Origin of the sequence: Nocardioides sp., assembly GCF_036274455.1 — a bacterium.
Classification (GTDB): Bacteria; Actinomycetota; Actinomycetes; order Propionibacteriales; family Nocardioidaceae; genus Nocardioides.
On the sequence record NZ_DASUFR010000087.1, the window covers coordinates 1 to 24424 of the forward strand.

At 71.8% G+C, this 24424-nt stretch carries 24 protein-coding genes and 1 riboswitch; of the genes, 6 read left to right on the top strand and 18 right to left on the bottom strand.

Going from position 1 to position 24424, the window contains the following annotated elements:
• Together purQ and purS are read right to left on the bottom strand one after the other, a co-directional pair.
• On the bottom strand, nt 1–434 hold a 434-nt coding region (purQ, locus tag VFV89_RS08580; protein WP_329705508.1), incomplete at its 3' end, for a phosphoribosylformylglycinamidine synthase subunit PurQ.
• On the bottom strand, nt 431–685 hold the full coding sequence (purS, locus tag VFV89_RS08585) for a phosphoribosylformylglycinamidine synthase subunit PurS (protein ID WP_329705509.1): 255 nt from the start codon (nt 683–685) through the stop codon (nt 431–433). The genes purS and purQ, both read right to left, overlap by 4 nt.
• A 93-nt stretch (nt 686–778) precedes the next feature.
• Here purS and ppdK point away from each other — a divergent pair, with 93 nt between their 5' ends.
• The gene (ppdK, locus tag VFV89_RS08590; protein WP_329705510.1) at nt 779–3442 is read left to right on the top strand and encodes a pyruvate, phosphate dikinase; all 2664 of its coding nucleotides are present in this window, start codon (nt 779–781) and stop codon (nt 3440–3442) included.
• A 4-nt stretch (nt 3443–3446) separates the two neighbouring features.
• Here the strand turns inward: ppdK and VFV89_RS08595 are convergent, their stop codons facing one another.
• Complete coding sequence (locus tag VFV89_RS08595; RefSeq protein ID WP_329705511.1) at nt 3447–3671, bottom strand: hypothetical protein; 225 nt, start codon at nt 3669–3671, stop codon at nt 3447–3449.
• Nucleotides 3672–3757: 86 nt separating this feature from the next.
• Here VFV89_RS08595 and VFV89_RS08600 point away from each other — a divergent pair, with 86 nt between their 5' ends.
• Entirely contained in the window at nt 3758–4273 is a 516-nt protein-coding gene (locus VFV89_RS08600) for a general stress protein (RefSeq protein WP_329705512.1), read from the top strand.
• 18 nt (nt 4274–4291) lie between these two features.
• On the opposite strand, the gene VFV89_RS08605 is transcribed toward VFV89_RS08600, so the two are convergent.
• Genes VFV89_RS08605 through VFV89_RS08620 form a run of 4 tightly spaced genes read right to left on the bottom strand, consistent with a single transcriptional unit; the run spans nt 4292 to nt 7521 of the window.
• Nucleotides 4292–4531, bottom strand: a complete 240-nt coding sequence (locus VFV89_RS08605) for a hypothetical protein (RefSeq protein ID WP_329705513.1) — start codon at nt 4529–4531, stop codon at nt 4292–4294.
• Nucleotides 4532–4544: 13 nt separating this feature from the next.
• Nucleotides 4545–6170: a long-chain fatty acid--CoA ligase gene (locus VFV89_RS08610; RefSeq protein WP_329705514.1), complete on the bottom strand. Its 1626-nt coding sequence runs from the start codon at nt 6168–6170 to the stop codon at nt 4545–4547.
• A gap of 20 nt (nt 6171–6190) precedes the next feature.
• Entirely contained in the window at nt 6191–6613 is a 423-nt protein-coding gene (locus VFV89_RS08615) for an SRPBCC family protein (RefSeq protein WP_329705515.1), read from the bottom strand.
• Nucleotides 6613–7521: a phosphoribosylaminoimidazolesuccinocarboxamide synthase gene (locus VFV89_RS08620; protein WP_329705516.1), complete on the bottom strand. Its 909-nt coding sequence runs from the start codon at nt 7519–7521 to the stop codon at nt 6613–6615. Before VFV89_RS08620 ends, VFV89_RS08615 begins: the two co-directional genes overlap by 1 nt.
• 74 nt (nt 7522–7595) lie before the next feature.
• Here VFV89_RS08620 and VFV89_RS08625 point away from each other — a divergent pair, with 74 nt between their 5' ends.
• Complete coding sequence (locus VFV89_RS08625; RefSeq protein WP_329705517.1) at nt 7596–8213, top strand: hypothetical protein; 618 nt, start codon at nt 7596–7598, stop codon at nt 8211–8213.
• A 2-nt stretch (nt 8214–8215) separates the two neighbouring features.
• Here the strand turns inward: VFV89_RS08625 and dacB are convergent, their stop codons facing one another.
• On the bottom strand, nt 8216–9673 hold the full coding sequence (gene dacB / locus VFV89_RS08630) for a D-alanyl-D-alanine carboxypeptidase/D-alanyl-D-alanine endopeptidase (RefSeq protein WP_329705518.1): 1458 nt from the start codon (nt 9671–9673) through the stop codon (nt 8216–8218).
• A 54-nt stretch (nt 9674–9727) separates the two neighbouring features.
• Between dacB and VFV89_RS08635 the strand changes: the two genes are divergently transcribed.
• Nucleotides 9728–10222 carry an inorganic diphosphatase gene (locus tag VFV89_RS08635; protein WP_329705519.1) on the top strand — a complete coding sequence of 165 codons (495 nt, stop codon included), beginning with the start codon at nt 9728–9730 and terminating at the stop codon, nt 10220–10222.
• On the opposite strand, the gene VFV89_RS08640 is transcribed toward VFV89_RS08635, so the two are convergent.
• From VFV89_RS08640 to VFV89_RS08665, 6 genes are all read right to left on the bottom strand, one after another.
• Nucleotides 10188–12176, bottom strand: coding sequence for an acyl-CoA dehydrogenase family protein (locus VFV89_RS08640; protein WP_329705520.1), 1989 nt, complete (start codon nt 12174–12176; stop codon nt 10188–10190). The two genes, VFV89_RS08635 and VFV89_RS08640, sit on opposite strands and share 35 nt — an antisense overlap.
• A gap of 23 nt (nt 12177–12199) precedes the next feature.
• On the bottom strand, nt 12200–13546 hold the full coding sequence (locus VFV89_RS08645) for a C40 family peptidase (protein WP_329705521.1): 1347 nt from the start codon (nt 13544–13546) through the stop codon (nt 12200–12202).
• 213 nt (nt 13547–13759) lie between these two features.
• The gene (locus tag VFV89_RS08650; protein WP_329705522.1) at nt 13760–14806 is read right to left on the bottom strand and encodes a phosphatase PAP2 family protein; all 1047 of its coding nucleotides are present in this window, start codon (nt 14804–14806) and stop codon (nt 13760–13762) included.
• Nucleotides 14807–14873: 67 nt separating this feature from the next.
• Complete coding sequence (locus VFV89_RS08655; RefSeq protein ID WP_329705523.1) at nt 14874–15896, bottom strand: ABC transporter ATP-binding protein; 1023 nt, start codon at nt 15894–15896, stop codon at nt 14874–14876.
• On the bottom strand, nt 15896–17536 hold the full coding sequence (locus VFV89_RS08660; protein ID WP_329705524.1) for an ABC transporter permease: 1641 nt from the start codon (nt 17534–17536) through the stop codon (nt 15896–15898). The genes VFV89_RS08655 and VFV89_RS08660 overlap by 1 nt, the downstream gene beginning before the upstream one ends.
• Before the next feature lie 19 nt (nt 17537–17555).
• The gene (locus VFV89_RS08665) at nt 17556–18578 is read right to left on the bottom strand and encodes a thiamine ABC transporter substrate-binding protein (RefSeq protein ID WP_329705525.1); all 1023 of its coding nucleotides are present in this window, start codon (nt 18576–18578) and stop codon (nt 17556–17558) included.
• Nucleotides 18579–18598: 20 nt separating this feature from the next.
• Nucleotides 18599–18705: riboswitch (TPP riboswitch) on the bottom strand.
• Between the two features lie 37 nt (nt 18706–18742).
• On the opposite strand from VFV89_RS08665, the gene VFV89_RS08670 reads away from it, so the two are divergent.
• Nucleotides 18743–19660, top strand: coding sequence for an alpha/beta hydrolase (locus VFV89_RS08670; protein WP_329705526.1), 918 nt, complete (start codon nt 18743–18745; stop codon nt 19658–19660).
• Nucleotides 19657–20091 carry a GNAT family N-acetyltransferase gene (locus VFV89_RS08675; protein ID WP_329705527.1) on the top strand — a complete coding sequence of 145 codons (435 nt, stop codon included), beginning with the start codon at nt 19657–19659 and terminating at the stop codon, nt 20089–20091. The genes VFV89_RS08670 and VFV89_RS08675 overlap by 4 nt, the downstream gene beginning before the upstream one ends.
• 73 nt (nt 20092–20164) lie before the next feature.
• On the opposite strand, the gene VFV89_RS08680 is transcribed toward VFV89_RS08675, so the two are convergent.
• From VFV89_RS08680 to VFV89_RS08695, 4 genes are read right to left on the bottom strand one after another with little or no spacing between them, the layout of a single operon-like run.
• The gene (locus VFV89_RS08680) at nt 20165–21232 is read right to left on the bottom strand and encodes an MBL fold metallo-hydrolase (protein WP_329705528.1); all 1068 of its coding nucleotides are present in this window, start codon (nt 21230–21232) and stop codon (nt 20165–20167) included.
• Between the two features lie 9 nt (nt 21233–21241).
• Nucleotides 21242–22057 (bottom strand): SDR family oxidoreductase, encoded by an 816-nt coding sequence (locus VFV89_RS08685; RefSeq protein WP_329705529.1) that lies wholly within the window; start codon nt 22055–22057, stop codon nt 21242–21244.
• Nucleotides 22054–23166, bottom strand: a complete 1113-nt coding sequence (locus VFV89_RS08690; protein ID WP_329705530.1) for a diacylglycerol kinase — start codon at nt 23164–23166, stop codon at nt 22054–22056. The genes VFV89_RS08685 and VFV89_RS08690 overlap by 4 nt, the downstream gene beginning before the upstream one ends.
• A gap of 36 nt (nt 23167–23202) precedes the next feature.
• The gene (locus VFV89_RS08695) at nt 23203–24375 is read right to left on the bottom strand and encodes an NADH:flavin oxidoreductase (RefSeq protein WP_329705531.1); all 1173 of its coding nucleotides are present in this window, start codon (nt 24373–24375) and stop codon (nt 23203–23205) included.
• Nucleotides 24376–24424: the final 49 nt, after the last annotated feature.

Consider the following 24424-nt stretch of genomic DNA (forward strand, 5'->3'; position numbering starts at 1 on the left):
CCGCCCTCGCCGTTCTTGATCACGATGGTGACCTCGGCGCCCTCGGCGTACGACGAGGTCCACGGCGTGCGGGTGTTCTCGATGCGCAGCCGCTGGTCGCGGCAGACGAACCTGCGGTGGTCGTTGCGGATCAGCGCGCCCGGCAGCAGGTGGGACTCGCACAGGATCTGGAAGCCGTTGCAGATGCCGAGCACCGGCATCCCGCGGCCGGCCGCCTCGACGACCTCGGTCATCACCGGCGCGAACCGCGAGATCGCGCCGCAGCGGAGGTAGTCGCCGTAGGAGAAGCCACCGGGCAGCACCACGGCGTCGACGCCCTTGAGGTCGTGGTCGCCGTGCCAGAGCGCGATGGCCTCGTGGCCGGCGACCCGGACCGCGCGCTGTGCGTCGACGTCGTCGAGCGACCCGGGAAAGGTGACGACGCCGACCTTCATGCGTCACTCTGCTCGACACGGACCGAGAAGTTCTCGATCACCGGGTTGGAGAGCAGCGTCTCGGCCATCTGCCGGACCTGCTCGAGCACGTCGTCGGTGACCTCGCCCTGCACCTCGAGCTCGAACCGCTTCCCCTGGCGGACGTCGGTGACCCCGGAGAAGCCGAGCCGGGGCAGTGCACCGAGGACGGCCTTGCCCTGGGGGTCGAGGATCTCCGGCTTGGGCATCACGTCGACGACGACCTTCGGCACGGGGCGAGCCTATTGCGCTGGGCGAAGATGGTCCCGGTCGGGTCGGGTCCTTGTTCCCTGCCGGTACGTGCCACGAGACCTGATGCTCGAACCATGGGCCACTACGTCAGGGCGTTCACCGAGGGCAGCAAGGAACAGAAGGACCTCCTGGGAGGCAAGGGCGCCAACCTGGCCGAGATGACTCGGCTCGGGCTGCCGGTGCCGCCGGGGTTCACCATCACGACCGAGGCGTGCCGCTTCTACCTCGCCACCGGCACCCTGCCCCCGGGGCTCGAGCAGGAGGTCGAGGACCACCTCGCCGCTCTCGAGCTGGAGATGGGCCGCTCGCTCGGGGATTCGGACGACCCGCTGCTGGTCTCGGTGCGCTCGGGAGCCAGGTTCTCGATGCCTGGGATGATGGAGACGGTCCTCGACATCGGCCTCAACGACGAGTCCGTCCTGGGCCTCGCGGCCGCGAGCGGCAACGAGCGGTTCGCCTTCGACTCCTACCGTCGGCTGCTGCAGATGTTCGGGGCCACCGTGCTCGGCGTCGACGCCGACGCGTTCGCGGTCGAGCTCGACAAGCTCAAGGCCGAGCGCGGGACGTACGCCGACGTCGAGCTCGACGCGGCGGACCTGCGCGGGCTGGTCGCGACCTTCAAGGAGGTGATCCGCCGGCACACCGGACGCGACTTCCCGCAGGACCCGCGCGAGCAGGTGCACGCCGCGGTGCTGGCGGTGTTCTCGTCCTGGCTCACCGAGCGGGCGGTGGTCTACCGCCGCCAGGAGCAGATCCCCGACGACCTCGGCACCGCCGTGAACGTGCAGGCGATGGTGTTCGGCAACCGGGGCAGCCGATCGGGCTCCGGCGTCTGCTTCACCCGCGACCCCGCGTCCGGCGCGCCGGGTGTCTACGGCGACTACCTCGCCGACGCCCAGGGCGAGGACGTCGTGGCAGGGATCCGCAACACGGTCCACCTCACCGAGCTCGAGGCCATCGACAAGACGTCGTACGACGCCCTGCTGGAGGTGATGCGCCTTCTCGAGCGGCACTACCGCGACCTGTGCGACATCGAGTTCACCATCGAGGCCGGCCGGCTCTGGATCCTGCAGACCAGGGTCGGCAAGCGGACCGCCGAGGCGGCGTTCCGCATCGCACACGCCATGGTCGGGGAGGGGCTCATCGACCCCGACGAGTCACTTCGCCGGGTCACCGGCGGACAGCTCGCCCAGCTGCTCTTCCCGCGCTTCGACAGGTCCGCCGCGCGCGAGCTGCTCACCATCGGCGTCGGGGCCTCCCCGGGCGCGACGTCCGGCCGGATCGCGCTCACCTCCGCCAGGGCGGCGACGTGGGGTGCGCTGGGCGAGGACGTCGTGCTCGTCCGCCGCGAGACGAACCCCGACGACCTGCCCGGCATGATCGCCGCGCGCGGCGTGCTCACCGCGCGGGGCGGCAAGACCTCGCACGCCGCCGTGGTCGCCCGAGGCATGGGCCGCACCTGTGTCTGCGGCGCCGAGCAGCTCGACATCGACGTCGAGCGCGGCGAGGTCATGGTCTCCGGGCACACCCTGCAGGAGGGCGACGTCGTCTCGATCGACGGCACCACGGGCGAGGTGTTCCTCGGTGCCGTGCCGGTGACCGACTCACCGGTCCTGCGCCACCTCGAGGGGAGCTCGCCGGACGAGGCGGACGAGCTCGTCGCGGCGGTGGCGTTCGTGATGGAGCACGCCGACCGGGTCCGGCGGCTCGAGGTGCGCGCCAACGCCGACACTGCCGAGGACGCCGCCCGGGCCCGCAGGTTCGGGGCAACCGGCGTGGGGCTGTGCCGGACCGAGCACATGTTCCTGGGTCCCCGGCGCGAGCTCGTGGAGCGGCTGATCCTGGCCGCCGATGACGCCGCCCGCGAGGCCGCCCTGGCCGAGCTCCAGCCCCTGCAGCGTGCGGACTTCGTGGAGCTCCTCCGGGAGATGGACGGGCTGCCCGTCACCATCCGGCTCATCGACCCGCCCCTGCACGAGTTCCTGCCCGACCACACCGAGCTCGCGGTGCAGGTGGCCCTGGAGGACTCCCTGGGCAAGCGGGACGAACGTCATCACACGCTGCTCGAGGCCGTGGCCCGGCTGCGGGAGCAGAACCCGATGCTCGGCCTGCGCGGGGTCCGGCTCGGCATCGTCGTGCCCGGCCTGGTCGCCATGCAGGCCCGGGCGGTCCTCGAGGCGGCCGCCGACCGCGTGGAGGCGGGCGGCGACCCGCGACCGGAGATCATGATCCCGCTCGTGGCGACCGCGCCCGAGCTCGCACTGGTGCGGGCACAGGTCGAGGAGATGGCTGGGTCGATCCGCGCCGACCGCGGCGTCGAGCTGCCCGTGCGGATCGGCACGATGATCGAGGTCCCACGTGCGGCGCTCACCGCTGACGAGGTCGCGCAGCACGCCGACTTCTTCTCCTTCGGCACCAACGACCTGACGCAGCTGACGTGGGGCTTCTCGCGCGACGACGTCGAGGCGGCGTTCTTCCCGACCTACCGCGACCGCGGCATCCTGGCGGCCTCCCCCTTCGAGTCCATCGACGTGGAGGGGGTCGGGGCGCTGGTGACCTCGGCCGCAGACCTCGGGAGGCAGGTCCGGCCGGAGCTGCACCTCGGCGTGTGCGGCGAGCACGGGGGTGACCCGCGCTCGATCCACTTCTTCGAGCGGGCCGGGCTCGACTACGTCTCCTGCTCGCCGTACCGGATCCCGGTCGCCCGCCTCGAGGCGGCCCGGGCCCGGCTGGTCTGAGCGCTCACCGGTCGACCTGGTCGACCCGGTCGACCGGGTCGCCTCCGGTGTCGTCCGGATCGAGGATGGTCGCGTCGCCGTACTGGTTGACGGGCTGGTCGTCGGAGCTGAGCGAGCCGGCCTGGATGGACAGCGCGAGCACGGCGGCGGATGCGGTCAGGCCCGCGGTGTGGAACACGCGCTTGCGCCGCTTGGCCTTGCGTTCTTGGGAGGCGGAGTCGTCGACCACGGGACGAGGATGACGGGCGATCCCAAGAGAAGCCGGAGCACAGGCTGAGAGCGGGCGGGTTCGCAGGCTTCGGGCAGACTGGAGGCATGAGCATGCGCACTCCGACCTCGGGCCCCGGCGGCGCCTCGCCGCTCGGCCTGGACTTCCCCCAATCGCTGGCCGTCTACGACGACTACGCGGCCGCGCAGAAGGCGGTCGACTTCCTCTCCGACAACAAGTTCCCCGTCGAGCAGTGCATGATCGTCGGCACCGACCTCAAGCGCATCGAGCGGATCACCGGCCGGCTCACCACCGGCCGGGTCGCCCTCGGCGGTCTGCTCACCGGCATCTGGCTCGGCATCTTCGTCGGGCTGGTGCTCTCGCTGTTCGCGGACGACGAGAACTTCTGGGCCACGCTGCTCGCCACCGTGGCCTTCGGCGCCGTGTTCGGCGTCGTCTGGGCGCTCATCGGGTACGCCGCCACCCGCGGCCAGCGCGACTTCTCCTCGGTCACCGCGATCGTGGCCACGAAGTACGAGGTGCTGGTCGAGCACAAGTCGCTGGCCGCGGCCCGCGAGCTGCTGGCCAAGCTCCCGGGTGGGCTGCCGGACCCGTTCGCCTGAGCTTGGCCGGCCGACCGCCTACCGCCGGCCGCCGTACCTCTTGTCGAGGTCGGTGCCGTCGTCGCGGCGCGCCCTGCCGACGATGGTGATGATGAGCGCGACGCCGAGCCCGGCCACGATCGGCCCGACGATCGCCCAGAACGACTCACCGGACATCGAGCTGCCGCCGATCCACCCGAGCCCCTGGCCGGTCCACAGCGCGCCGACCAGGATCATCAGCCCCGCCAGCGAGAGGCCGAGCGCCCGGCGCATGGTCATCGGTCGTCCAGGGTCACTGGAGCTCGCGCTTGAGGATCTTGCCGGTCGCGGTCATCGGGAGCGACGGGACGAACTCGACGATGCGTGGGTACTTGTAGGCCGCCATCTGCTCCTTGGCCCACGCGACCAGCTCGTCCTCGGTGGTCGTGGCGCCGTCCTCGAGGATCACCACCGCCTTGACCTCCTCGCCGAGGCTCTCGTGGGGGACGCCGATGACCGCGGCGAGGGAGACGTCGGGGTGGGTCATCAGGACCTCCTCGACCTCGCGCGGGTAGACGTTGTAGCCGCCGCGGATGATCATGTCCTTCGACCGGTCGACGATGTAGTACCACCCGTCCTTGTCCCGCCTGGCCAGGTCGCCGGAGCGGAACCAGCCGTCCCGGATCGCCTCGTCGGTCGCCTCGGGCCGGCCGTAGTAGCCCTTCATGATGTTGTGACCCCTGATGGCGATCTCGCCGACCGCGTCGGGATCGCTGTTGTCGGCGTTGACCTCCTCCCAGCCACCGGGCTCGATCAGCTTCATCTCCACACCGGGGATCGGGATCCCGATCGAGCCGACGCGGGGCTCGGCGTCGGCCGGCGAGAAGCTCGCCACCGGTGAGGTCTCCGAGAGGCCGTAGCCCTCGAGGATCGTCACGCCGAACTTCTCCCGGAAGGCCCGGTGCACCTCGACCGGGAGCGCGGAGCCTCCCGCCGCGGCGATCCGGAGGTTGGCGGCGATCTTCTCGACATCGACGGACTGCACTGCCGACGACTCTGCCGATGACCCTGCCGACGACTGAGCCTCCTTCAGGGCTCCGAGCAGCCCCCAGTACATCGTCGGCACGCCGGCGAAGAAGGTGATCCCCTCGTCCTCCATCAGCCTCAGCGCGGCGCCGGCCTCGAAGCGCGGCAGCATCACGATCGTGCTGCCGGTCGCCGTTCCGGCGTTCTGGACCACGGTCTGGCCGAAGGAGTGGAACAGCGGCAGCACCAGCAGGAACCTCTCGGGGTGCTCCGGGTCGATGCCCCAGATCGACTCGCCCAGCGAGGCGTTGTCGCGCATGTTGCGGTGCCGGAGCTCGGCACCCTTCGGGTGGCCCGTGGTGCCGGAGGTGTAGAGGATCACCGCGGTGTCGCCCTCGTCGGTCTGCACGGTGTCGAACGTCGGCGCCTGGCCGCCGAGGGCCTGGCCGAGTGTCTCGACGCCCTCGAACGGCGACGCGCCGTCCATCGCCGCGGTGATGACGATGAACAGCTCGCAGCCCTCGGCGTCCTGGAAGCCGGCGTAGCCCTCCTTGCCGATCGGGAGCTCGTCGGACCCCTCGAAGCAGAAGTAGACCTTCGCGTCGGAGTCGTCGAGGTGGTAGGCGACCTCGCGCGCCTTGAGCAGCACGTTGAGCGGAACGACCGTGGCGCCGGCCTTGAGGATCCCCCAGTAGACGATCGAGAAGTAGGGCAGGTTGGGGCAGCTGAGCGCCACCTTGTCGCCGGGCTCGACGCCGCGGCTCACCAGCAGGTTGGCCACCATGTTGGCGGCCGCGTCGACCTCCGCGTAGGTCAGCCGCCGGCCGGTGGCCGGGAAGACGATGGCCTCGCGCTCGGGGTACTTCCGGGCGCTGTTCTCGAGCAGGGTGGCGAGGTTGTACGTCGCGGACACGTCGCCAACCTACTCACGAGTCACGCTCTGGACGAGAGGATCCTTGCGGCCCTTCGCAGGTCGGCGCGGACGGCCGGCACCGAGAGTGCACTGACGGCGAGCCCCACCGGGCCGAGGACGCGGATGCGGAAGTCGAACCGTACGTCGCACGCCTGCTCCCCCGTCGGGTCGAAGAGCAACGCGAGCTCGGCTCGCACGGACCGCCAGGTGCCGGACTCCGCCCACCGCCACGGTCGGTCGAACACCTCGGTGCGCATGGCCGGCCGCAGCCCGGGCCAGGTCACGTCGGTCCAGCTCTGTCCGGCGCGCGGCTCGCCGTCGACGTCCTCGACCCGGCGCAGGGAGGACTGCCACTCGGGCCGGTTGCGGGGGTCGACCAGGTAGTCGAACGCGACCTCGGCCGGCACCGCGAAGGCCACGGTGCCCCCGAGCCGGCGTTCCATCAGAACGTGAGGCCGGTGAGCAGCTCGTAGGCCTCGAGGTAGCGGGCCCGGGTCAGCTCGACGACCTCGGCCGGCAGGGGCGGCGGGGGCTCGCCCGAGGACCGGTCCCAGCCGGAGGCCCGGGACAGGGCCCAGTTGCGGACGATCTGCTTGTCGTAGGACGGCTGCGCGCGACCGGGCTCCCACTCGTCGGCCGGCCAGAACCGCGACGAGTCCGGGGTCAGCACCTCGTCGGCGAGCACCGTCGTCCCATCGGCGCGGGCGCCGAACTCGAGCTTGGTGTCCGCCAGGATGATCCCCCGCTCGCGGGCGATCCCTTCGGCACGGCGATAGACCTCGAGGGTCAGGTCGTGGAGCTCGGCCGCACGCTCGGCGCCGACGGTGGCCACCACGGCCTCGTAGGAGACGTTCTCGTCGTGCTCGCCGAGCTCGGCCTTCGGGGCCGGGGTGAAGATCGGCTCCGGCAACCGGCTGCCGTCCTCCAGGCCGGCCGGGAGCGAGATGCCGCACACCCTGTGCCCACTGCTGGCGGTGGCGCGGTAGTCGAGCAGTCCCGAGCCGGTGAGGTAGCCGCGGGCCACGCACTCGACGGGGTACATCTCGAGCCGCTCGCAGACCACGGCCCGGCCGCGCACCTCGTCGGGGACGTCGGTCGACACGACGTGGTTGGGCACCAGGTCGGACAGCTGGTCGAACCACCACAGCGACATCCGGGTCAGCAGCTCGCCCTTGTCGGGGATCGTCGTGTCCAGGATGAAGTCGAAGATCGAGATGCGGTCGCTGGCCACCATCAGCAGCCGTCCCGCGTGCGGTCCCTCGGTCAGCTCGTAGAGGTCGCGAACCTTGCCGGAGTGGAGGTGCCGGGCGCCGGCGAGTGCGGGGGCGGACTGTGCGGTGACGTCGGGCACGGCACCACTCTATGGACACCCTTGGGGACACCCCTGGCAGCGAGGCCGCATCGACCGGATGGCAGGGTCACTCCATGGCCGAGTCCGCCGAACAGGTCCACGCTCGCATCCGCGAGGTCGTCGGCGAGCGCGGCCGGCTGGCCGCGCCGCCGAGCAACGAGTGGGACAACTTCCCCTGGGAGGTCGTCGACGGTGCGATCGTGCCCCGCGTGCTGCCCCCGCCGGCCGACGAACCGGCACGTGCCGGCGAGACGTCCGACCAGCCCTGCCCGTCGTGCTTCGGCACGCCGGCGGAGAACGTTGTCTGGGACGACGACGTCTGGGTGCTCAAGCACTTCGGCCGGCCGAGCGGCCTGCCCGTCGTCCTCATCCTCGAGCCGCGGCTGCACCTCGACTTCGGCCAGCTCGACGACGAGCTCGCCTCACAGCACGGACGGATCTCCAACCGCCTGGTTCGGATCATCGAGGGGCTCGACAACGTGGCCCGCTGCCACGTGCTGCGCTACGGGGACGGCAGCGCCCATGCCCACACCTGGTTCGTCGGCCGGACCGCACGGCTCTCCGGCGTGATCGGCTCCCCCACCATCGAGTGGGACGACGTCCTACCGTCGGGACCGGAGGACGTGTGGCGTGACGACATGCGGACGATCGCCACCAAGCTCGCCAACTGGGGCGGCGAGGCGCGCGCCTGACCTCACCTGGAGGCGGTCTGCTCCCCTGCACCGCAGTGGCACGCGCCGAGCGCGCCGGCCGCGGCGTCGAGCGCGTGCTGGGCCTTGGTCTCGTCGGGCTTGTCGATCCGGTCGGCCAGCAGCGCGAACAACATCTCGTGGCCGTCCTGGTCGACGGCGATGCCGGCCAGGCTGCTGACGTTGGTCAGCGTGCCGGTCTTGGCGCGGACCAGCCCCCGGGAGTCCGGGAACGGCTTGTCGAACCGGTTGGTCAGCGACCCGGTGAACCCGGCCACCGGCAGTGCGGTCGCGATCGGGTTGAGCTCCGGGTGCGCGGGGTCGAGGGTCAGCCTGAGCACCTGGACCAGCGCCAGCGGCGTGACGCGGTTCTCGCGGGACAGGCCGCTGCCGTCGTGGATGGCGAACGGCGCTGTCACGCCGAGCCCCTGCAGCGTCGTGGTGACCGTGGCCGCGCCGTCGGCGAAGGTCCCGCTGTGCGCGACCGCCACACCGACCTGGTGGGAGACCACCTCGGCGCCCTCGTTGTCGCTGACCTCGAGGATGTGCGCGACGATCTCGCGCAGCGGCGCCGACTGCACGGCGGCCAGCTCGCGCCCGCCGGACGCGACGCCGTGGGCCGGCGAGCCGACGACCTTGATGCCGTTGGCGGCGAGCGCGGCGGCGAAGGTCTGCGCGGCGTACAGGCTCGGATCGTCGACCCGGCCGGAGCCCTCCGACGGCCGGCCCTCGTCGACCCACAGCGCGGTGACCCGCGAGACCACGTGCTCGGGGAGGTAGTGCGCCGGCCACGCCGGGTTGAACGACGGCTCGGAGAAGAGCGAGTCGTCGTAGCCGAGCCGGACCCGGGTCCGGCCCTCGGCCTTCAGCGCGGACGCGGTCTGCGCCGCCAACGTCGCGACGTCGGCGCGCTGGGGGTAGGCCGAGGGCAGCGGCTTCGACGCGAGGAAGGGGTCACCGCCACCCACGAGGACGATCCGCCCCTTGCCGCCGGCCACCACCCTCGTGGTGAACCGCGCCTCGGGGCCCAACACCGACAGCGCGGCGGTCGTGGTGAACAGCTTGGTGGTGGAGGCCGGCATCGCCGCACCCCCGCCGCCGACCCTGACCACGGGACGACCTGCAGTGAGGTCGGCGACCGCGCCGACGACGTGCTTCCCGAGCACCGGGTCGGCGAGGTAGGGCGCCACCGCGGCCTGCACCAGCGCGGGGTCGATCCGGCCCGGCGGGGTCAGCGCGCTGCCGACCGGCGCCGGGTCGGTCAGCGGCGGCAGCTCGAGCCCGGGCGGAGGAGGCACCGCGGCCGGGCCGGCCGGCGTACCGGTGTCCGCCTCGCCGCCGCCGCCGAGCCGGCCGACGAGGTCCAGGCGCCACGCGGCCACTCCCCCGAGGAGCAGCGCCACGACCACCAGCGCCACCACGGCGCGGCCCAGCGCACCGTGGCCCCGGTCACGCGCCGCCACTGGTCTCCTTCATCCGTCCTACGTGTCGAGGACATTGTGCGGGAGGATGCCTGAATGGACTTCGACGTGCTCGTGGAGATCCCGAAGGGGCAGCGGAACAAGTACGAGGTGGACCACGAGTCCGGGCGGATCCGGCTCGACCGGACCCTGTTCACCTCGACCCAGTATCCGGCCGACTACGGCTTCATCGAGAACACCCTCGGTCTCGACGGCGACCCGCTCGACGCGATGGTCATCCTGCAGGAGCCGACCTTCCCGGGCTGCCTGATCAGGTGCCGTGCGATCGGGATGTTCCGCATGACCGACGAGGCCGGCGGCGACGACAAGGTGCTGTGCGTGCCGTCGACCGACCCGCGGCTCGAGCACATCCGCGACATCAACCACGTGCCCAAGTTCGACCGGCTGGAGATCCAGCACTTCTTCGAGGTCTACAAGGAGCTCGAACCCGGCAAGTCCGTCGAGGGCGCCGAGTGGGTCGGGCGCACGCAGGCCGAGGAAGAGGTCCTCGCGTCGTTCAAGCGGTTCGAGGAGAGCCCGTCCGGTCACTGAGCCCCAGGAGCTCGGCGCTGCGCAGCATCTCCGGGGGTACGCCGAACGCGTCGACCAGGTCACCGGCCAGCGGCCGGAGCCGGCGGCACAGGGCGTTGACCTCGCGGCTGATCGCCTTGGACCGGCTGGCGGTGAGCCGGCCGTGCTCCATGAACCAGGCCCGGTCGGCCTCGATGACCGACAGGGCGTGCAGGTCGAGCAGCATGCCGAGCACGACCTTGTTGTCGCCGTCCTCCATCGCATCGACCTTGTCGACGAAGGCGTCGAGCACCAGCCGCTCGACGTGCGCGCGGGCGGCGTGGATGACGTGGTCCTGGACCAGGGAGAAGACCTCGCCGGGGTTCACGCCCTCGTCGATGCCGCGCTTGAGCCGGCGGGCGACGCCGCCCAGCATGTGCTCCTCGCGGAACTGCAGCATCGCCTGCTGGTAGGCCGAGTCGAACAGCCCGGCCTCCTGGTCCCACTCGTCGCCGCCGGGCAGCAGGTCGCGGACCCGCTCGAGCAGGTTGTGCGCGCTGGTGCGCTCGACGACCGTCTCGACGGCCAGCCCCGCGACGTAGCGCACCATGCCGAGCTGGTCGAGCTCCTCGAACTCGCTCGCGTAGTCGGTGAGCAGCCCCTTGGCCACCAGCTGCAGCAGCACCGTGTTGTCGCCCTCGAAGGTCGTGAAGACGTCGGTGTCTGCCTTCAGTGCGGTGAACCGGTTCTCGGCCAGGTAGCCGGCCCCGCCGCACGCCTCGCGGCACTCCTGGATCGTGCGGGTCGCGTGCCAGGTGCCGAGCGCCTTGGTCCCGGCCGCCCGCGACTCGAGCTCGCGGCGCTGCTTCTGCTCGTCGGGGTCGCCGTCCACCTCCCCCGAGAACACCCGGTGGCACTCGCCCGCGACGACCTCCTGCGCGAAGTGCAGGGCGTAGGTGTGGGCCAGCAGCGGGAGCAGCCGTCGCTGGTGCTGCCCGTAGTCGAGCAGCAGCTCCTCCTGGTCCTGCGAGGTCGCCTCGAACTGGCGGCGCCGCAGCGCGTACCGGATCGCCACCGCCAGGGCGACCTTGCTGGCGTTGATGCCGGCACCGCCGACGCAGACCCGGCCCTGCACGAGGGTGCCGAGCATGGTGAAGAAGCGGCGGTCGGGGTTGTCGATGTCGCTGGAGTAGGTGCCGTCCTCGGAGACGTCGGCGAACCGGTTGAGCAGGGCCTCCCGCGGGACGCGCACATGGTCGAACCACAGCCTGCCGTTGTCGACGCCGTTGAGCCCCATCTTGAGGCCGTCGTCCTCGATGCTCACCCCGGGCGCGGGCTTCCCCGCCCCCGGTCCGGCACCAGTGCGGATGGGCACCACGAACGCGTGCACGCCGTGCCGCTCGCCTGCGACCTCCAGCTGGGCGAAGACGACCGCGAGCTCCGCATGGGCCGCGGCGTTGCCGATGTAGTCCTTGTTGGCGTCCGGCTCGGTCGTGGTGATCACGAACTCGCCCGCCTCGGCGTCGTAGGTCGCCACCGTGCCGAGCGCCTGGACGTTGGAGCCGTGGCCGGTCTCGGTCATGGCGAAGCAGCCCATCAGCCGGCCGGTGATCAGGTCCGGGAGGTACGCCGCGTGGTGCGGCTCGGTGCCGAGCTGCAGGATCGCGCCGCCGAACAGCCCGAACTGGACGCCCACCTTGACCAGCACCGACAGGTCGCCGAAGGCCAGCGTCTCGAACGCCGCGAGCGAGGCGCCGATGTCACCCCCGCCGCCGTACTGCTCCGGGAAGCCCATCCCGGTCTGCCCGGTGGCGGCCATCTCGACCACGAGGTCGCGCACCCGCTCGCGGAACGCCGCCCGGTCGAGCGTCTCGGCCTCCTCGAGGACCGAGGCGTACTTCACCAGGTTGGTGCGGACCAGGTCGCGGACCTCGGCGTAGCGCCCGTCCAGCAGCGCGGTCAGGGCGGCGAGGTCGACCGACGGGTCCGTGGACACGCCGGGAGGGTACCCAGCAGCGGTCAGGGCCTCGCGAAGTAGTTCGGGGCGATCCACTCATACATGGAGACCTCTTCGACCGTCTTGCCCGGCCGCGGGGCGTGGACCATCATCCCGTTCCCGGTGTAGATCGCCACGTGGTAGATCGACGAGGGGCCGGCGTCGCTCCAGAAGAGCAGGTCGCCCGGCTGGAGCTGGGCCGCCGTGACCGGCGTCGACCGCGCGTACTGCGCGGCCGAGTAGTGCGGCAGCGACTTCCCGCCGGCGGCCCAGGCCATCATCGTCAGCCCCGAGCAGTCCCAGCTGTCCGGGCCTGCGGCGCCGTAACGGTAGGGCTCGCCGATCTGCGCACGCGCGAAGGCGATGGCGGCCGCCGCGTTGCCGCTGGGCGGCGGGGGCGGCGGGGGCGGCGGGGGCGGAGGCGGCGGGGTGGTGGGTGTCGCCGTGGGCGGTGTGGTCGGGGTCGTCGGGGTCGTCGGCGTCGGACCGGCGCTCGGGGTGGCCGCGACCGTGGGCGCCGCAGTCGGCGTCGGCTGACCGGTGGGGGTCTGCTGCTGCTGCTCTTGTTGCTGCTGTTCCTCGGCCTGCTGCTGGGCGGCGGCCGCCGCGGCCGCGGCGGCCGCGGCCTCGAGCTGGTCCTGGCGCTGGCCGGCCAGGTCGGCGCTGATGCCCTGCAGCCGTGCGAGCTGGCCGATCAGCCGGTCGCGCTCGGCGGCATAGGCACCGGCCTCGGCGGCCGCGGCCTGCTCGGCCGCACGTGCCGCGTCCCTCGTCGTCCGGGCCCGGTGGGCGGCGGCTCGCGCGTCGGCCAGCGCGGTCTCGGCGCGAGCGTCGGCGGCCTTCGCCTGCTTCGCAGCCGCGCGGTAGGCGTCGTAGCGGCCCTGCAGTGCCGACTGCGCGTTCTGGAGCGCGGCCACGCTCTCGAGCACGTCGGTGACGCCCTCGGCTGCGCTGATCGCGCCGACCGCCCCGAGCTGGGGAGACATCTGGTAGGCCGCCACCGCAGCCCCGGCGTACGCCGCCCGCTGCCGTTCGAGGTCGGCGTCGGCTGCCAACGCCTGCTGCTGGGCGAGCGCGGCCGCGTCGGCGGCCTGCTGCGCCTCGTAGCGGGCGCCGTTGAAGACCTCCCCCGCCTTGGCCGCGGCGACCTGGGCGTCCTCGAGCCGGCTCTCGGCGGCGGCCAGCCCGGCCCGCACCGACGAGACGTCGGCGGCCTTGGCGTCGACCGCGGCCTGAGCCGCGTCGACGTCCTGCTGGGTGACCTGACCGTCCGGGTCGGACGCCCAGGCTCCCGGGACCACCAGGCCCGCGGCGCACACCAGCGCCAGCCCTGCGACGCACTTCCCCACGACGTACTTCCGGGCACGCACCGGCCTCGACCCCTCATACGGTTCGCGACCGGCTCCTTCCCCGAGTCGGTCTCTGCGTGCACCTCAGTCACACGTCCCACACGTGTCACTTCTGCCGCACGAACACCAACCTAGGGCGATCTGGGGCCGCGTCAACCCGAAACGGCCAGATTTCTTCGGTTCACCGGCGTGTCGGCTTGACGGGCTACACGGATGTAATTCGCACGGTTGGGCTCAGTCGCGCAGGACGGGGACCGCCGACGTGGTCGTCGTCGGGTGCGAGCGGAGCCCCTTGCCCTCGAACTTCTGGCCGCTGGCCAGGCCACCGACGTAGAAGCTGACCAGCGCGATGAGGATGCCCGCGACGTCGTCGGCGATGTAGTGCCAGCCGAAGTATAGCGTGGCGATCGCGGTCACACCGAAGTTGACCCAGACCGCGATCCGCAGCCACCGGATGTTGATCGTGTACTGGACCATCAGCGCGACCAGCATCGTGATCCCGCAGTGCAGGCTCGCGAAGCCGGCCACCGACTGCACCGCACCTTCGACGGTGCCGGCGATGACGTTGTGGCGGGTGTCGGCCAGCGAGGCCATCAGCCGGCCGGAGGGCGTCGACGGCAGGTCGGTGTAGAGGTAGACGTAGCGGAAGCCGGGGCCCAGGGTCGGCAGCGCGTAGTAGGAGATCGTGCCCAGCGTCCAGGCCAGGCACTGCGAGGTCACGAACCAGTAGCCGTAGGACAGGTTGCGCGCCCACACCACCCACGCGGTGACGACGAGCGGCACCATCGGCAGGAACCACAGGTAGACGTAGGACAGCACGTGCGCGGCGACGCCGGTGCCGAGCACGGTGTGCAGGAACGTCGCCGGGTCGTGGCCGAACAGCAGCGCATGGTCGACCAGGTGCAGCTCGCGGTCGTACTTCGTCGAGATGACGAAGGGCAGGAACGACTTGATGTTGCGGTAGGTCACGTAGACGACGTAGAAGCAGGTGATCCCCATCGCGACGAGGGTCCACCGCTCCTTGTTCCAGTGGTTGCGCAGCCGGTCGCGGATGACCGAGGGGATGGTGCGTGGTGCCCGCCACGACCGCCAGATCGTCAGTGGCAGCAGGTCGAGCAGCAGCGCGCCGAGGAGCAGCAGCGGGAGGCGGATGTAGGACGGGCCGAGGAAGCTGCCCTCGGGGTCGACCAGCCGCTTGTCCAGGGCGATCGCCAGCGCGATGGCCCATGTCGCCATGCCGACCGCCAGGAACACCATCAGGGTCCAGGCACGGCGGTACACGCAGGTCAGTCTATGGAGCCGGGCCCCGCGTGGCTCATCGGTGCTGGCGCCGCATCACGGCGTCGATTCACCGGCCGCCGACGACCGCGGTGCGAGTCGCGTCCACCGAGAGCCGGACCGGCTCACCCGGACCCGGGTGCTGGTCGAGCGGCGCGACCGCGTCGAGCTCGCCGATCCCCTCCACGTCGACGACCAGCCGCACCTGCTCGGGCGTCGTCCGGGCCTCGACCACCGCGCCCTTCAACCGGCCGTCCGGGTCCACGCGGAACGCGCTGCGGCGTACGGCCAGCCGGACCGCCGGGATAGTCCGTGACGAAATGGCTGTGGAGAACGGTGTTCGGTGTTCCACTTCGTCACGGACTATCGCAGCGGCGGGACCCTCGAGCACCCGGGCGTAGCCGAGGAAGAGTGCGGTCTCGGCGTCGACGGGGGCACGCCAGACCTCGCCGATCTCGCCCTGCTGGACGATCCGGCCGGACCGCATCACGGCCAGCCGGTCGGCGACGGTGAACGCCTCGTCGTGGTCGTGGGTCACCATCAGCGCGGTGATCCCCTCCTGGGTGAGGATCGCACGCAGGTCGGCGGCCAGCCGTTGCCGCAGCCCCGCGTCGAGGGCGGAGAGCGGCTCGTCGAGCAGGAGCAGCCGCGGGCGTACGGCGAGGCAGCGGGCCAGCGCCACGCGCTGACGCTCGCCGCCGGAGAGAGTGGCCGGGAGCCGGTCGCCGTACCCCTCGAGACCGACCAGGGACAACAGCTCCTCGACGCGGGCCTCGAGGCCCGGGGTGTGGCGGAGCCGCAGGGCGTAGCCGACGTTGCGGGCCACGGTGAGGTGGTTGAACAGCTGCCCGTCCTGGAACATAAGCGCGAACCCGCGCTTGTGGGTCGGCACCCGGGTCAGGTCGCGGCCGTCCCAGGCGACTGACCCGGAGACGAGCGGTTCGAGCCCGGCCACCGAGCGCAGCAGCGTGGACTTGCCGCAGCCGGACGGACCGAGGACGGCGAGGACCTGGCCGTCCGGCAGCTCGAGGTCCACGTCGCGGACGGCGGGTGTGCCGTCGTAGGACACCGACAGGTCGGTGAGCCGCAGCATCAGAACGTCCCGAGCGACCGGGTGCCGAACCGGTCGACGACGAGGACGACCAGCGCGGTGGCCGCGGCGAGCACCACCGAGGCGGCCAGCGCCATGCCGAAGTTGTCGCTGCCCGGGCGGCCGATCAGCTGGTAGATCACCACCGGCAGGGTCGGGTGCTCGTCGCGGAAGAGGAACGACGTCGCACCGAACTCGCCGAGCGAGATCGCGAACGCGAAGCCCGCGGCGGCCAGCAGCGGCCTCCAGACCAGCGGGAGGTCGACGGTCGCGAACGCCCGCAACGGGCCGGCGCCCAGCGAGGCCGCGGCCTGCCGCTGGCGGTCGTCGGCGCCGGCCAGCACCGGCACCAGGATGCGCACCACCAGCGGGAGCGCGACCAGGGCCTGCGCGATCGGGACCAGCAGCGGTGACTCGCGCAGCTCGAGCGGCGGCCGGTCGAGGGTGATGAGGAAGCCGAAGCCGAGCGTCACCGCGGAGACGCCGAGCGGCAGCATGAAGATCCCGTCGAGGGTGCTGCGCAGGCGACGTTCGGCCGGGCTGACCGAGCGCCGGCTCACGACGACGGCGATCAGGCCGCCGAGCAGCAGCGCCATCCAGGTGGCGTCGACCGCGGTGCGCAGGCTGGTGACGAGAGCGCTGGTCACCGGCACCAGGAGCGCGTTGCCGGCGCCGACCGAGTCGAGGTTGCGGTAGTTGGCCAGGGTCCACTCGCCGTGCGCCCGGAGTGAGCCGAGGACGAGGGTGAGGATCGGCGCGGCCACGAGCGCCAGGGTGAGGAAGGTCAGCGCGAGCTGGCCGGCGTCCTGCCGGCGGACCGGTCGCGGTCGGGCCGTACGGCGCTCCACCGTGGGGTCCGGGACCCGGCGGAGCCGGCCGGCCAGGACCAGCAGCGCGGTGACCGCGAGCAGCTGCAGGATCGAGAGCGCGGCCGCTGCCTGCAGGTCGAGCAGCTGGGTGGTCAGCAGGTAGATCTCGGTCTCGACCGAGGAGTAGCGCAGGCCGCCGAGGGTGAGCACGACACCGAACGAGGTCGCGCAGAACAAGAACACCACGCTGGCCGCCGAGACCAGCGCCGGCCGGAGCGCGGGGAAGGTGACGGTGCGGAAGACCTGCGCGGGCGTCGCGCCCAGGGCGGCGGCCGCCTCGGCCGGCCTCGGGTCCAGGGACTCCCAGGCGACCCCCACCGCGCGGATCACCACGGCCACGTTGAAGAAGGTCAGCCCCGCGATGATCGCCACCGGCGTCCCGTCGAGACCGAGGAAGCCGAGCGGTCCGGACTCGCCGACCAGCAGCCGGAAGGCGACGCCCACCACCACGGTCGGGAGGACGAACGGCACCAGGAGCAGGGCCCGGACCAGGTTACGCAGGGGGAAGGCCAGGCGGTGCAGGACGTAGGCGGCGGGCAGGCCGAGCACCACCGAGCAGATCGTGGCCAGCCCGGCGGACCAGACCGTGAACCACAGCACCCGGTGGGTGCGTGGCCGGCCCAGGACGTCGACGACACCGCTGACGTCGAACCGGCCGTCGACCACGAAGCCGCGGCCGATCATCCCGCTCACCGGCAGCACGAAGAAGACGGCGAGCACCAGCAGCGGCCCCAGCGCGAGGCCGGCCATGGTGAGCAGCCGTCTCCCCCTCATCACCCGCTCGCTGTCCGGCTCATCGACTGGTGACGTCGCTCCAGTCGCGCAGCCACTCGTCGCGGTGCTCCGCGATCTGGGCCGGGTCGACGGTGAACGGGTGCTCCGGCTGCCTGGCGAACCTCGCCCAGTCCTCGGGCAGCGCGACGCTGGAGTCGACCGGGAAGACGTACATCGCGTCCGGCAGCGCCTCCTGGAACGGTTCGGACAGCATGAAGTCGACCAGCGCCCGGGCGCCGTCCGGGTTGTGCGCGCCGGCCAGCACGCCGGCGTACTCGACCTGGCGGAAGCACGTGTCGAGCAGCGCGCTCGTGGTCGTGCCGCCCTGGCCGTCGAGGGTGAACGCCGGTGAGGAGTCGTAGGACAGCACGATCGGCCGGTCGCCGTTGCCGCCGCCCTGGGTGAAGTCGACCTCGTAGGCGTCCGACCAGCCCTGGGTCAGCTCGGTGCCGTTGGCCATCAGCCGGCCCCAGTAGTCCTGCCAGCCGTCCTCGCCGAACTCGGCGATCGTCGCGAGCAGGAAGGCCAGGCCCGGCGAGCTCGTCGTCGCACCCGGGGTGACGAACAGGTCCTTGTAGTCCGGCTTCACGAGGTCCTCGAGGCTCCTGGGCTCCGGGATCCCCTTGTCAGCGAACCAGGTGTCGTCGACGTTCACGCACACGTTGCCGGTGTCGACCGGCGTGAGGGCGTGCTCGTCGTCGCCGGCGAGTGCGTAGGTGCTCGCACCGTCCGGCAGCTTCGCGGCGTACGGCGCCAGCACGCCCTCGTCGATCGCGCGCGAGCCGAAGGTGTTGTCGATCCCGAACACCGCGTCGCCGGTCGGGTCGTCCTTGGTGAGCACCAGCTTGTTGGTCAGCGCGCCGGCGTCGCCGGACGCCTTGATGACCAGGTCGTAGCCGCTCTCGTCCTCGAACTGCTTCTGCAGCTTCTTCGACATCACGAACGACTCGTGCGTGACCAGCACGACCTTCGTGTCGTCGTCGCCGCCGTCGCCGCTGCCGACCAGCGAGCAGGACGCGGTCAGGAGGGCGGCGGAAACCACCGCGACCGCAACGGGAATACGCCGCATCTGTTGTGACTCCCTTCGCCGGTGCTAACCGGAGCAGGTTCGGAGGGTCTGCGGCTGCACCGCACTCTCAGCGCCATCGGGCGCTCCCCTGTCGTCGTCGACCACCCTAGCGCGGCGGCATGTGGAAGATTTCGCGCATGTCCTCCCGACGGCCCAGCCGCCGCCACGAGCTGCTCGCAGCCGTCGTCCCGCGCGTGCGCAGGTCGCGCGAGCTCGACAGCCCCGAGGCGGAGCGGGCCCGGCTGGTGTCGTGGCACGCGACGCTCGACCGGCGGTTCCCGACCGGCGTGGTGCCCCTGTTCGCGCGCCGCTATGCCGTGGTCCGCGAGGAGCTGCCGGCCGGTTTCCCGTCGTACACGCTGACCCGGCGCGGCATCACCCACGGCCGGACGGTCGTCTATGTGCACGGCGGCGGGTTCGTCGCCCCGATCGACCCCTTCCAGGTGCGCTACGCCGCGCGGCTCGCGTCCGGGCTGGGCGCCCGGGTGGTCATGCCCGACTACCCGCTCACGCCCGAGCACACGTGGCGCGACGCCCACGGGCCCGTCGTCGAGCTGGTCGAGCGGCTGCTCGCGGACGGCGAGGACGTCACCCTCGTCGGAGACTCCGCCGGAGGCGGCCTGGCGCTGGCCGTCGCGCTGGCGGTCCGCGACCGGGGCGGCCCCCAGCCGGGCCACCTGCTCCTCATCTCGCCGTGGGTCGACCTCACGATCAGCACCCCGGAGACCTACGACGTCACGAAGACCGACCCGTGGCTGTTCATCGGCAAGATGCAGGCGTACGCCGAGTGGTGGGCGGGCTCGCCCGGCGACCTCGGCCGGCCCGAGGTGTCCCCGGCGCTGGCCGACCTGGCGGGGCTGCCGCCGGGCTTGATGTTCTTCGGCACCCGCGACTCGCTGGCCCCGGGCGGGCGGCTGCTCACCCGGCGCGCCGCCGAGGCCGGCTGGGAGCTCACCTCGGTCGAGGAGCCGGGGCTGATCCACGTCTACCCGATCCTGCCGTTCCTGCCCGAGGCCGGGCGGGCCTGGACGACGACGCTGGAGTTCCTGACGTGAAGATCTCAGCCGTGCCGTTCGCGGCGCTCGACCGCCTCACGGCCTACAGCCTGTGGAAGCTGCGGCAGGACGTGTTCGTGGTCGAGCAGGAGTGCCCCTACCCCGACCTCGACGGACGCGACCTGGCGCCCGAGACCCGCCACATCGTGATGGAGAACGACGACGGGGTCGTGCTCGGCTGCGCCCGCGTGCTCGACGACGGCGACGAGTGGCGGATCGGCCGGGTCGCGCTGCACCGCACCGCCCGCGGCCAGGGCTGGGCCGACCGGCTGATGGAGGCTGCGCTCCAGGTCTGCCCGGACCGCGACGTCGTGCTGGACGCCCAGACGCCGCTGGCGGGCTGGTACGCCGGGTTCGGCTTCGAGGTCTGCGGCCCGGAGTTCCTCGACGATGGCATCGCGCACCTGCCGATGGTGCGCCGGGCGGGCTGAGACACCTCCGCCGGGATAGTCCCAGACCTTTCCAACACCACTTCCGCGGGCGGCGTGTTGGGAACGTCTGTGACTATCCCGCGGCGGCGAAGCTCACGAGACCATCGGCTGCTTCGGACCGGACGGCGAGGCCACGGGCGACGAGGAGCTCGAGGTGGGCCTTGGTCTCCATGGCGGCCATGCCCCGCGCGAACACGTCGAGGTCGTCGTAGGCGGTCTCGTGCCGGGTCCAGCCCAGTTGGGTGGCGACCTCGGCCGCGGTGTGCCGGCCGCCGGCCAGCGCCGCGAGGCACAGGTCGAGCCGGTGCTCGTGGTGGACCAGCAGCTCGTCGACCCGGGCGTGCGAGGACGGAGCCACCGGTCCGTGGGCGGGCAGGATCCTCAGGTCGGGCAGTGCGCGGACCTTGGTCAGCGAGGCCATGAAGTCGCCGAGCGGCTGCGGGGTGGGTGGCACCGTGAAGCCGATGGACGGCGTGATCGTCGGCAGCACGTGGTCACCGGCGAACAGCAGCCCGTCGGCCCGGTCGGCGAAGACGTAGTGGCCGGGCGTGTGCCCGGGCGTGTGCACCGCGTCGAGCGTGCGGGTGCCCAGCGGGATGGTCACGTCGCCCTCGAGCCAGGTGTCGGGGTACTGCCACAGGCTCAGGTCGACCTCGCCGTCGTTGCGGCCCCGGTCCCAGAGCTCGGCGACGTCGGCGGCACCGGCGGTGCGCAGCACGGTGACGAACGGGTTCTCGGGCAGCGAGCCGTAGTCGCTGTGGAACAGGTCGAGCCCCGGCTTCTCGTCGATGCCGAGTGCGACGTCAGCGCCGAGCTCGTGGCCGAGGACGGTGGCCATCGTGAAGTGGTCGCGGTGGATGTGGGTGACCAGGAACCGCCGGATGTCACCGAACCCCGAGCCGATCGAGCGCAGGCAGCGGTCCAGCAGCTCACGCGCCTCCGGGATCGCCCAGCCGCCGTCGACCAGGACCAGCCCGTCGTCGCTGGCGACGACGTAGACGTTGACCGCCTTGAGCCCGTCCATGGGCAGCGGCAGCGGGATCCGGAAGATGCCGTCGGCCACCGGCCAGGCACCCTCGGCGGTCCAGTGCTCGCCCGAGTCGGGTGAGACGGCGTACGCCGTGGGCGTGGACGAGGTCACCAACGAAGCCTAGGAGGAAGGGTCGGGCTCGAGGTCGGGCAGCCCCAGGTCCATGGTCGGCTGCTGGATGCCGCCGTCGACCTCGATGAGCTTGCCGGTGACGTACTGGCCCGCCTTCGAGGCGAGGTAGAGCACGCACGCCGCGATGTCGTCGGGTTCCCCCACCCGGCCCAGCGGCGTCCTGGACTCCAGCTGCTCCATCAGCTCCGGCTGCGAGGCGACGTACTCCAGCGAGCTGGTGAGGATCGAGCCGACGTAGACGCCGTTGACCCGGATCCGGGGCGCGAGGTCCTGAGCCACCATCCTCGTCCAGTGCGCGAGCGCGGCCTTCGCCGTGCCGTAGGCGACGAAGCCGCGGTCGGCGGTCCGGCCCATCATCGAGCTGATCGTGACCACCGACTGCCGTCCGTCGGCGTTCTTGAGCATCAGTGGCACCGCGGCACGGGTCAGCGCGTGCGCAGTGCCGACGTTGAAGCTGAATGCGCGCTCGAGGTAGCCGGGAGTGGTGTCGAGGAACGCGCGCGGGAAGGTCCCGCCGACGTTGTTGACGACGGTGTCGAGGCGGCCGAAGGCGTCGTAGGCCGCCGGAGCGAGCGCGGCGACGGACTCGAGGTCGCTGAGGTCGGCGGGGACGACGACGCACTGCCGGCCGGTGGCGCGCACCTGCTCGGCGACGGCGTCGAGCTGCTCCTCGGTGCGCGCGGAGATCAACACGTCGGCCCCCGCCTCGGCGAGGGCAACCGCGGTCGCGGCACCCAGGCCGCGGCCGGCACCGGTGACGATCGCCGCCGTACCGGGCACGGCGAACCGGTCCAGGATGCTCATCGGGCGACCGGTCGGGCGACCAGGCCGCGGCCGGTCACCAGCGGCAGGTCGACGGCCCGGACGAGCCCCGGCTCGGCGGCGACCACGGCCGGCACCGTGGTGATGAGGCGCTGGGCGGTGGTGATCATCCCGGAGACGTTGTGGTCGCCGTGCTCGCCGTGGTGGGTGAGATCGACCTGCATCATCGGCTCGCCGGTGATCCGCACCCGGTAGCAGCCGCCTGACCCCGGTGGCGGCTTCTCCCACTCGGCCACCTGGTCGGGGTCGATCCGGGTGATGTGCTCGAGGACCACCCGCGGTGTGCCCTCGACCTTCCCGAGCACCGCGAACCTCACCGCACCCATCGTCCCCTGCTTCACCTCGCCGCTGACGCTCTCGGTGTCACGCTCGGCGGGCCGCCGGTCGACCTCCTCGGTCAGCGGCTCGTCGAGGGTGACGTCGAGTCCGGCTGCGATCTGGCGGACCACGCTGCCCCACGCCATGGAGAGGATGCCGGGCTGGAAGAGCATGCCGACCTCGTCCATCGGCCTGCCGAACCCGAAGATCTCGTTCATGACGACCGGCTGGTAGTAGGTCGAGTAGTCGCAGATCTCCATGACCCGGACCTCGTCGATGCGGCGGCTGAGGCTGGTCATCACCAGCGGCAGCACGTCGTTGGCGAAGCCCGGGTCGATGCCGTTGACGTGCAGGCTCGCGCCGCCGCGTGCGCACGCGTCCTCGATCCTGGCGATCATCTCCGGCGGCAGGATCTGCTCGGGCCACTGCAGCAGCACCGGGCCGCTGCTGGTCACGTTGATGCCCGCCTCGACGAAGGAGACCAGGTCGTCGATCGCCTCGAAGACGCGGTCGTCGGTCATCGCGGTGTGCACGATCGCGTCCGGGGCCAGCCCGACCAGCGCGTCCCGGTCCGTCGTGGCCATGATGCCCAGCTCGCGTCCGAGCCCGGCCAGCTCGCCGGCATCCTTGCCCTCCTTGGCCGCGGTGGACGTCCACACCCCGACCAGCTCGAGGTCGGGGTGCGCGTCGACGCCGGCGATCGCGTGCCTGCCGACGGTGCCCGTCGACCAGACGACCACGCGCAGCGGCTTGTCGGGGATGACCTGGCCCATGGGGCGAGGCTAGAACAGGTTCTAGTTCGTGGGAAGTCAGACCGGGTCCAGCACCACGCACCGGGTGCCGGAGTAGATCGTCGGCATGCACCGGTTGCAATGGATGCATGCGCCATCCGCCTGGCGGCCCGCGATGAGCTCGTTGACCAGCGTCGGCTCGCGCAGCAGCGCCCGGCCCATGGCGACGAAGTCGAAGCCGAGCCGCATCGCCTCCTCCATCGTCTCGCGGCGGTTGATGCCACCGAGGAGCATCAGCGGCATCGAGAGCCGCTCGCGGAACCGCATCGCCTTGTCGAGGAAGTAGGCCTCATGGAACTCATACTCCTTGAGGAACCGCTTGCCCGCCGGCGTGCGCATCCCCAGCCGCACCGGGAGCGGCATCGCGGCCGCGAGCTCCCTGACCGGTGTCTCGCCGCGGAAGAGGTACATCGGGTTCATCAGCGAGCTGCCGCCGCTCAGCTGCAGCGCGTCGAGCTGCCCGTCGGCCTCGAGCATCGCCGTCACCTCGAGGCTCTCATCGGTCGTGACGCCACCGCGGAAGCCGTCGCTGACGCTCACCTTCGCCGTCACCGCGGCCGCGTCGCCGACCTCCTCGCGGACCGCCTTCGCGACCTGCCGGGCCAGCCGGGCCCGGTTCTCCAGCGTGCCACCGAAGCGGTCCTTGCGGCGGTTGAGCCCCGGCGCCAGGAACGACGAGATCAGGTAGCTGTGGGCCATGTGCAGCTCGAGCACGTCGAAGCCGGCTCGCACCAGCGTGCGCGCGGTGGCGACGTAGGCCGCCGTGATCCGGGTCAGGTCCCGCTCGGACGCCGCGTGGACCAGCTGCATCGACAGCGGGCTCGGCATCCGGCTCGCGCTCAGGGCATGGACGCCGTTCGAGCGACCGTTGGCCACCGGCCCCGCGTGCCCGACCTGGCCGGCGAGCTTGGCGCCGGTGCGGTGGATCGCCTCCGCCAGCCGGGTCAGCCCCTTCTCGGTGTCGGGACCCACCACGATCTGCGCGCGGTGGGTGCGCCCCTCCGGGGCCACGGCCAGGTAGGCCACCGTGGTCAGCCCGACGCCGCCCTCGGCCACGGCGAGGTGGTAGTCGATCAGCTCGTCGGTGACCTGCCCCTCGGGCGTGCGCCCTTCGAACGTCGCCGCCTTGACCGTCCGGTTGCGCAGCGTGACCGGCCCGAGCCGGGCCGGTGCGAACACGTCGGGTGCCACCGGACCAGGTTAGAACGCGTTCCAGTTTCTGGCCACGGGACAATGGCCG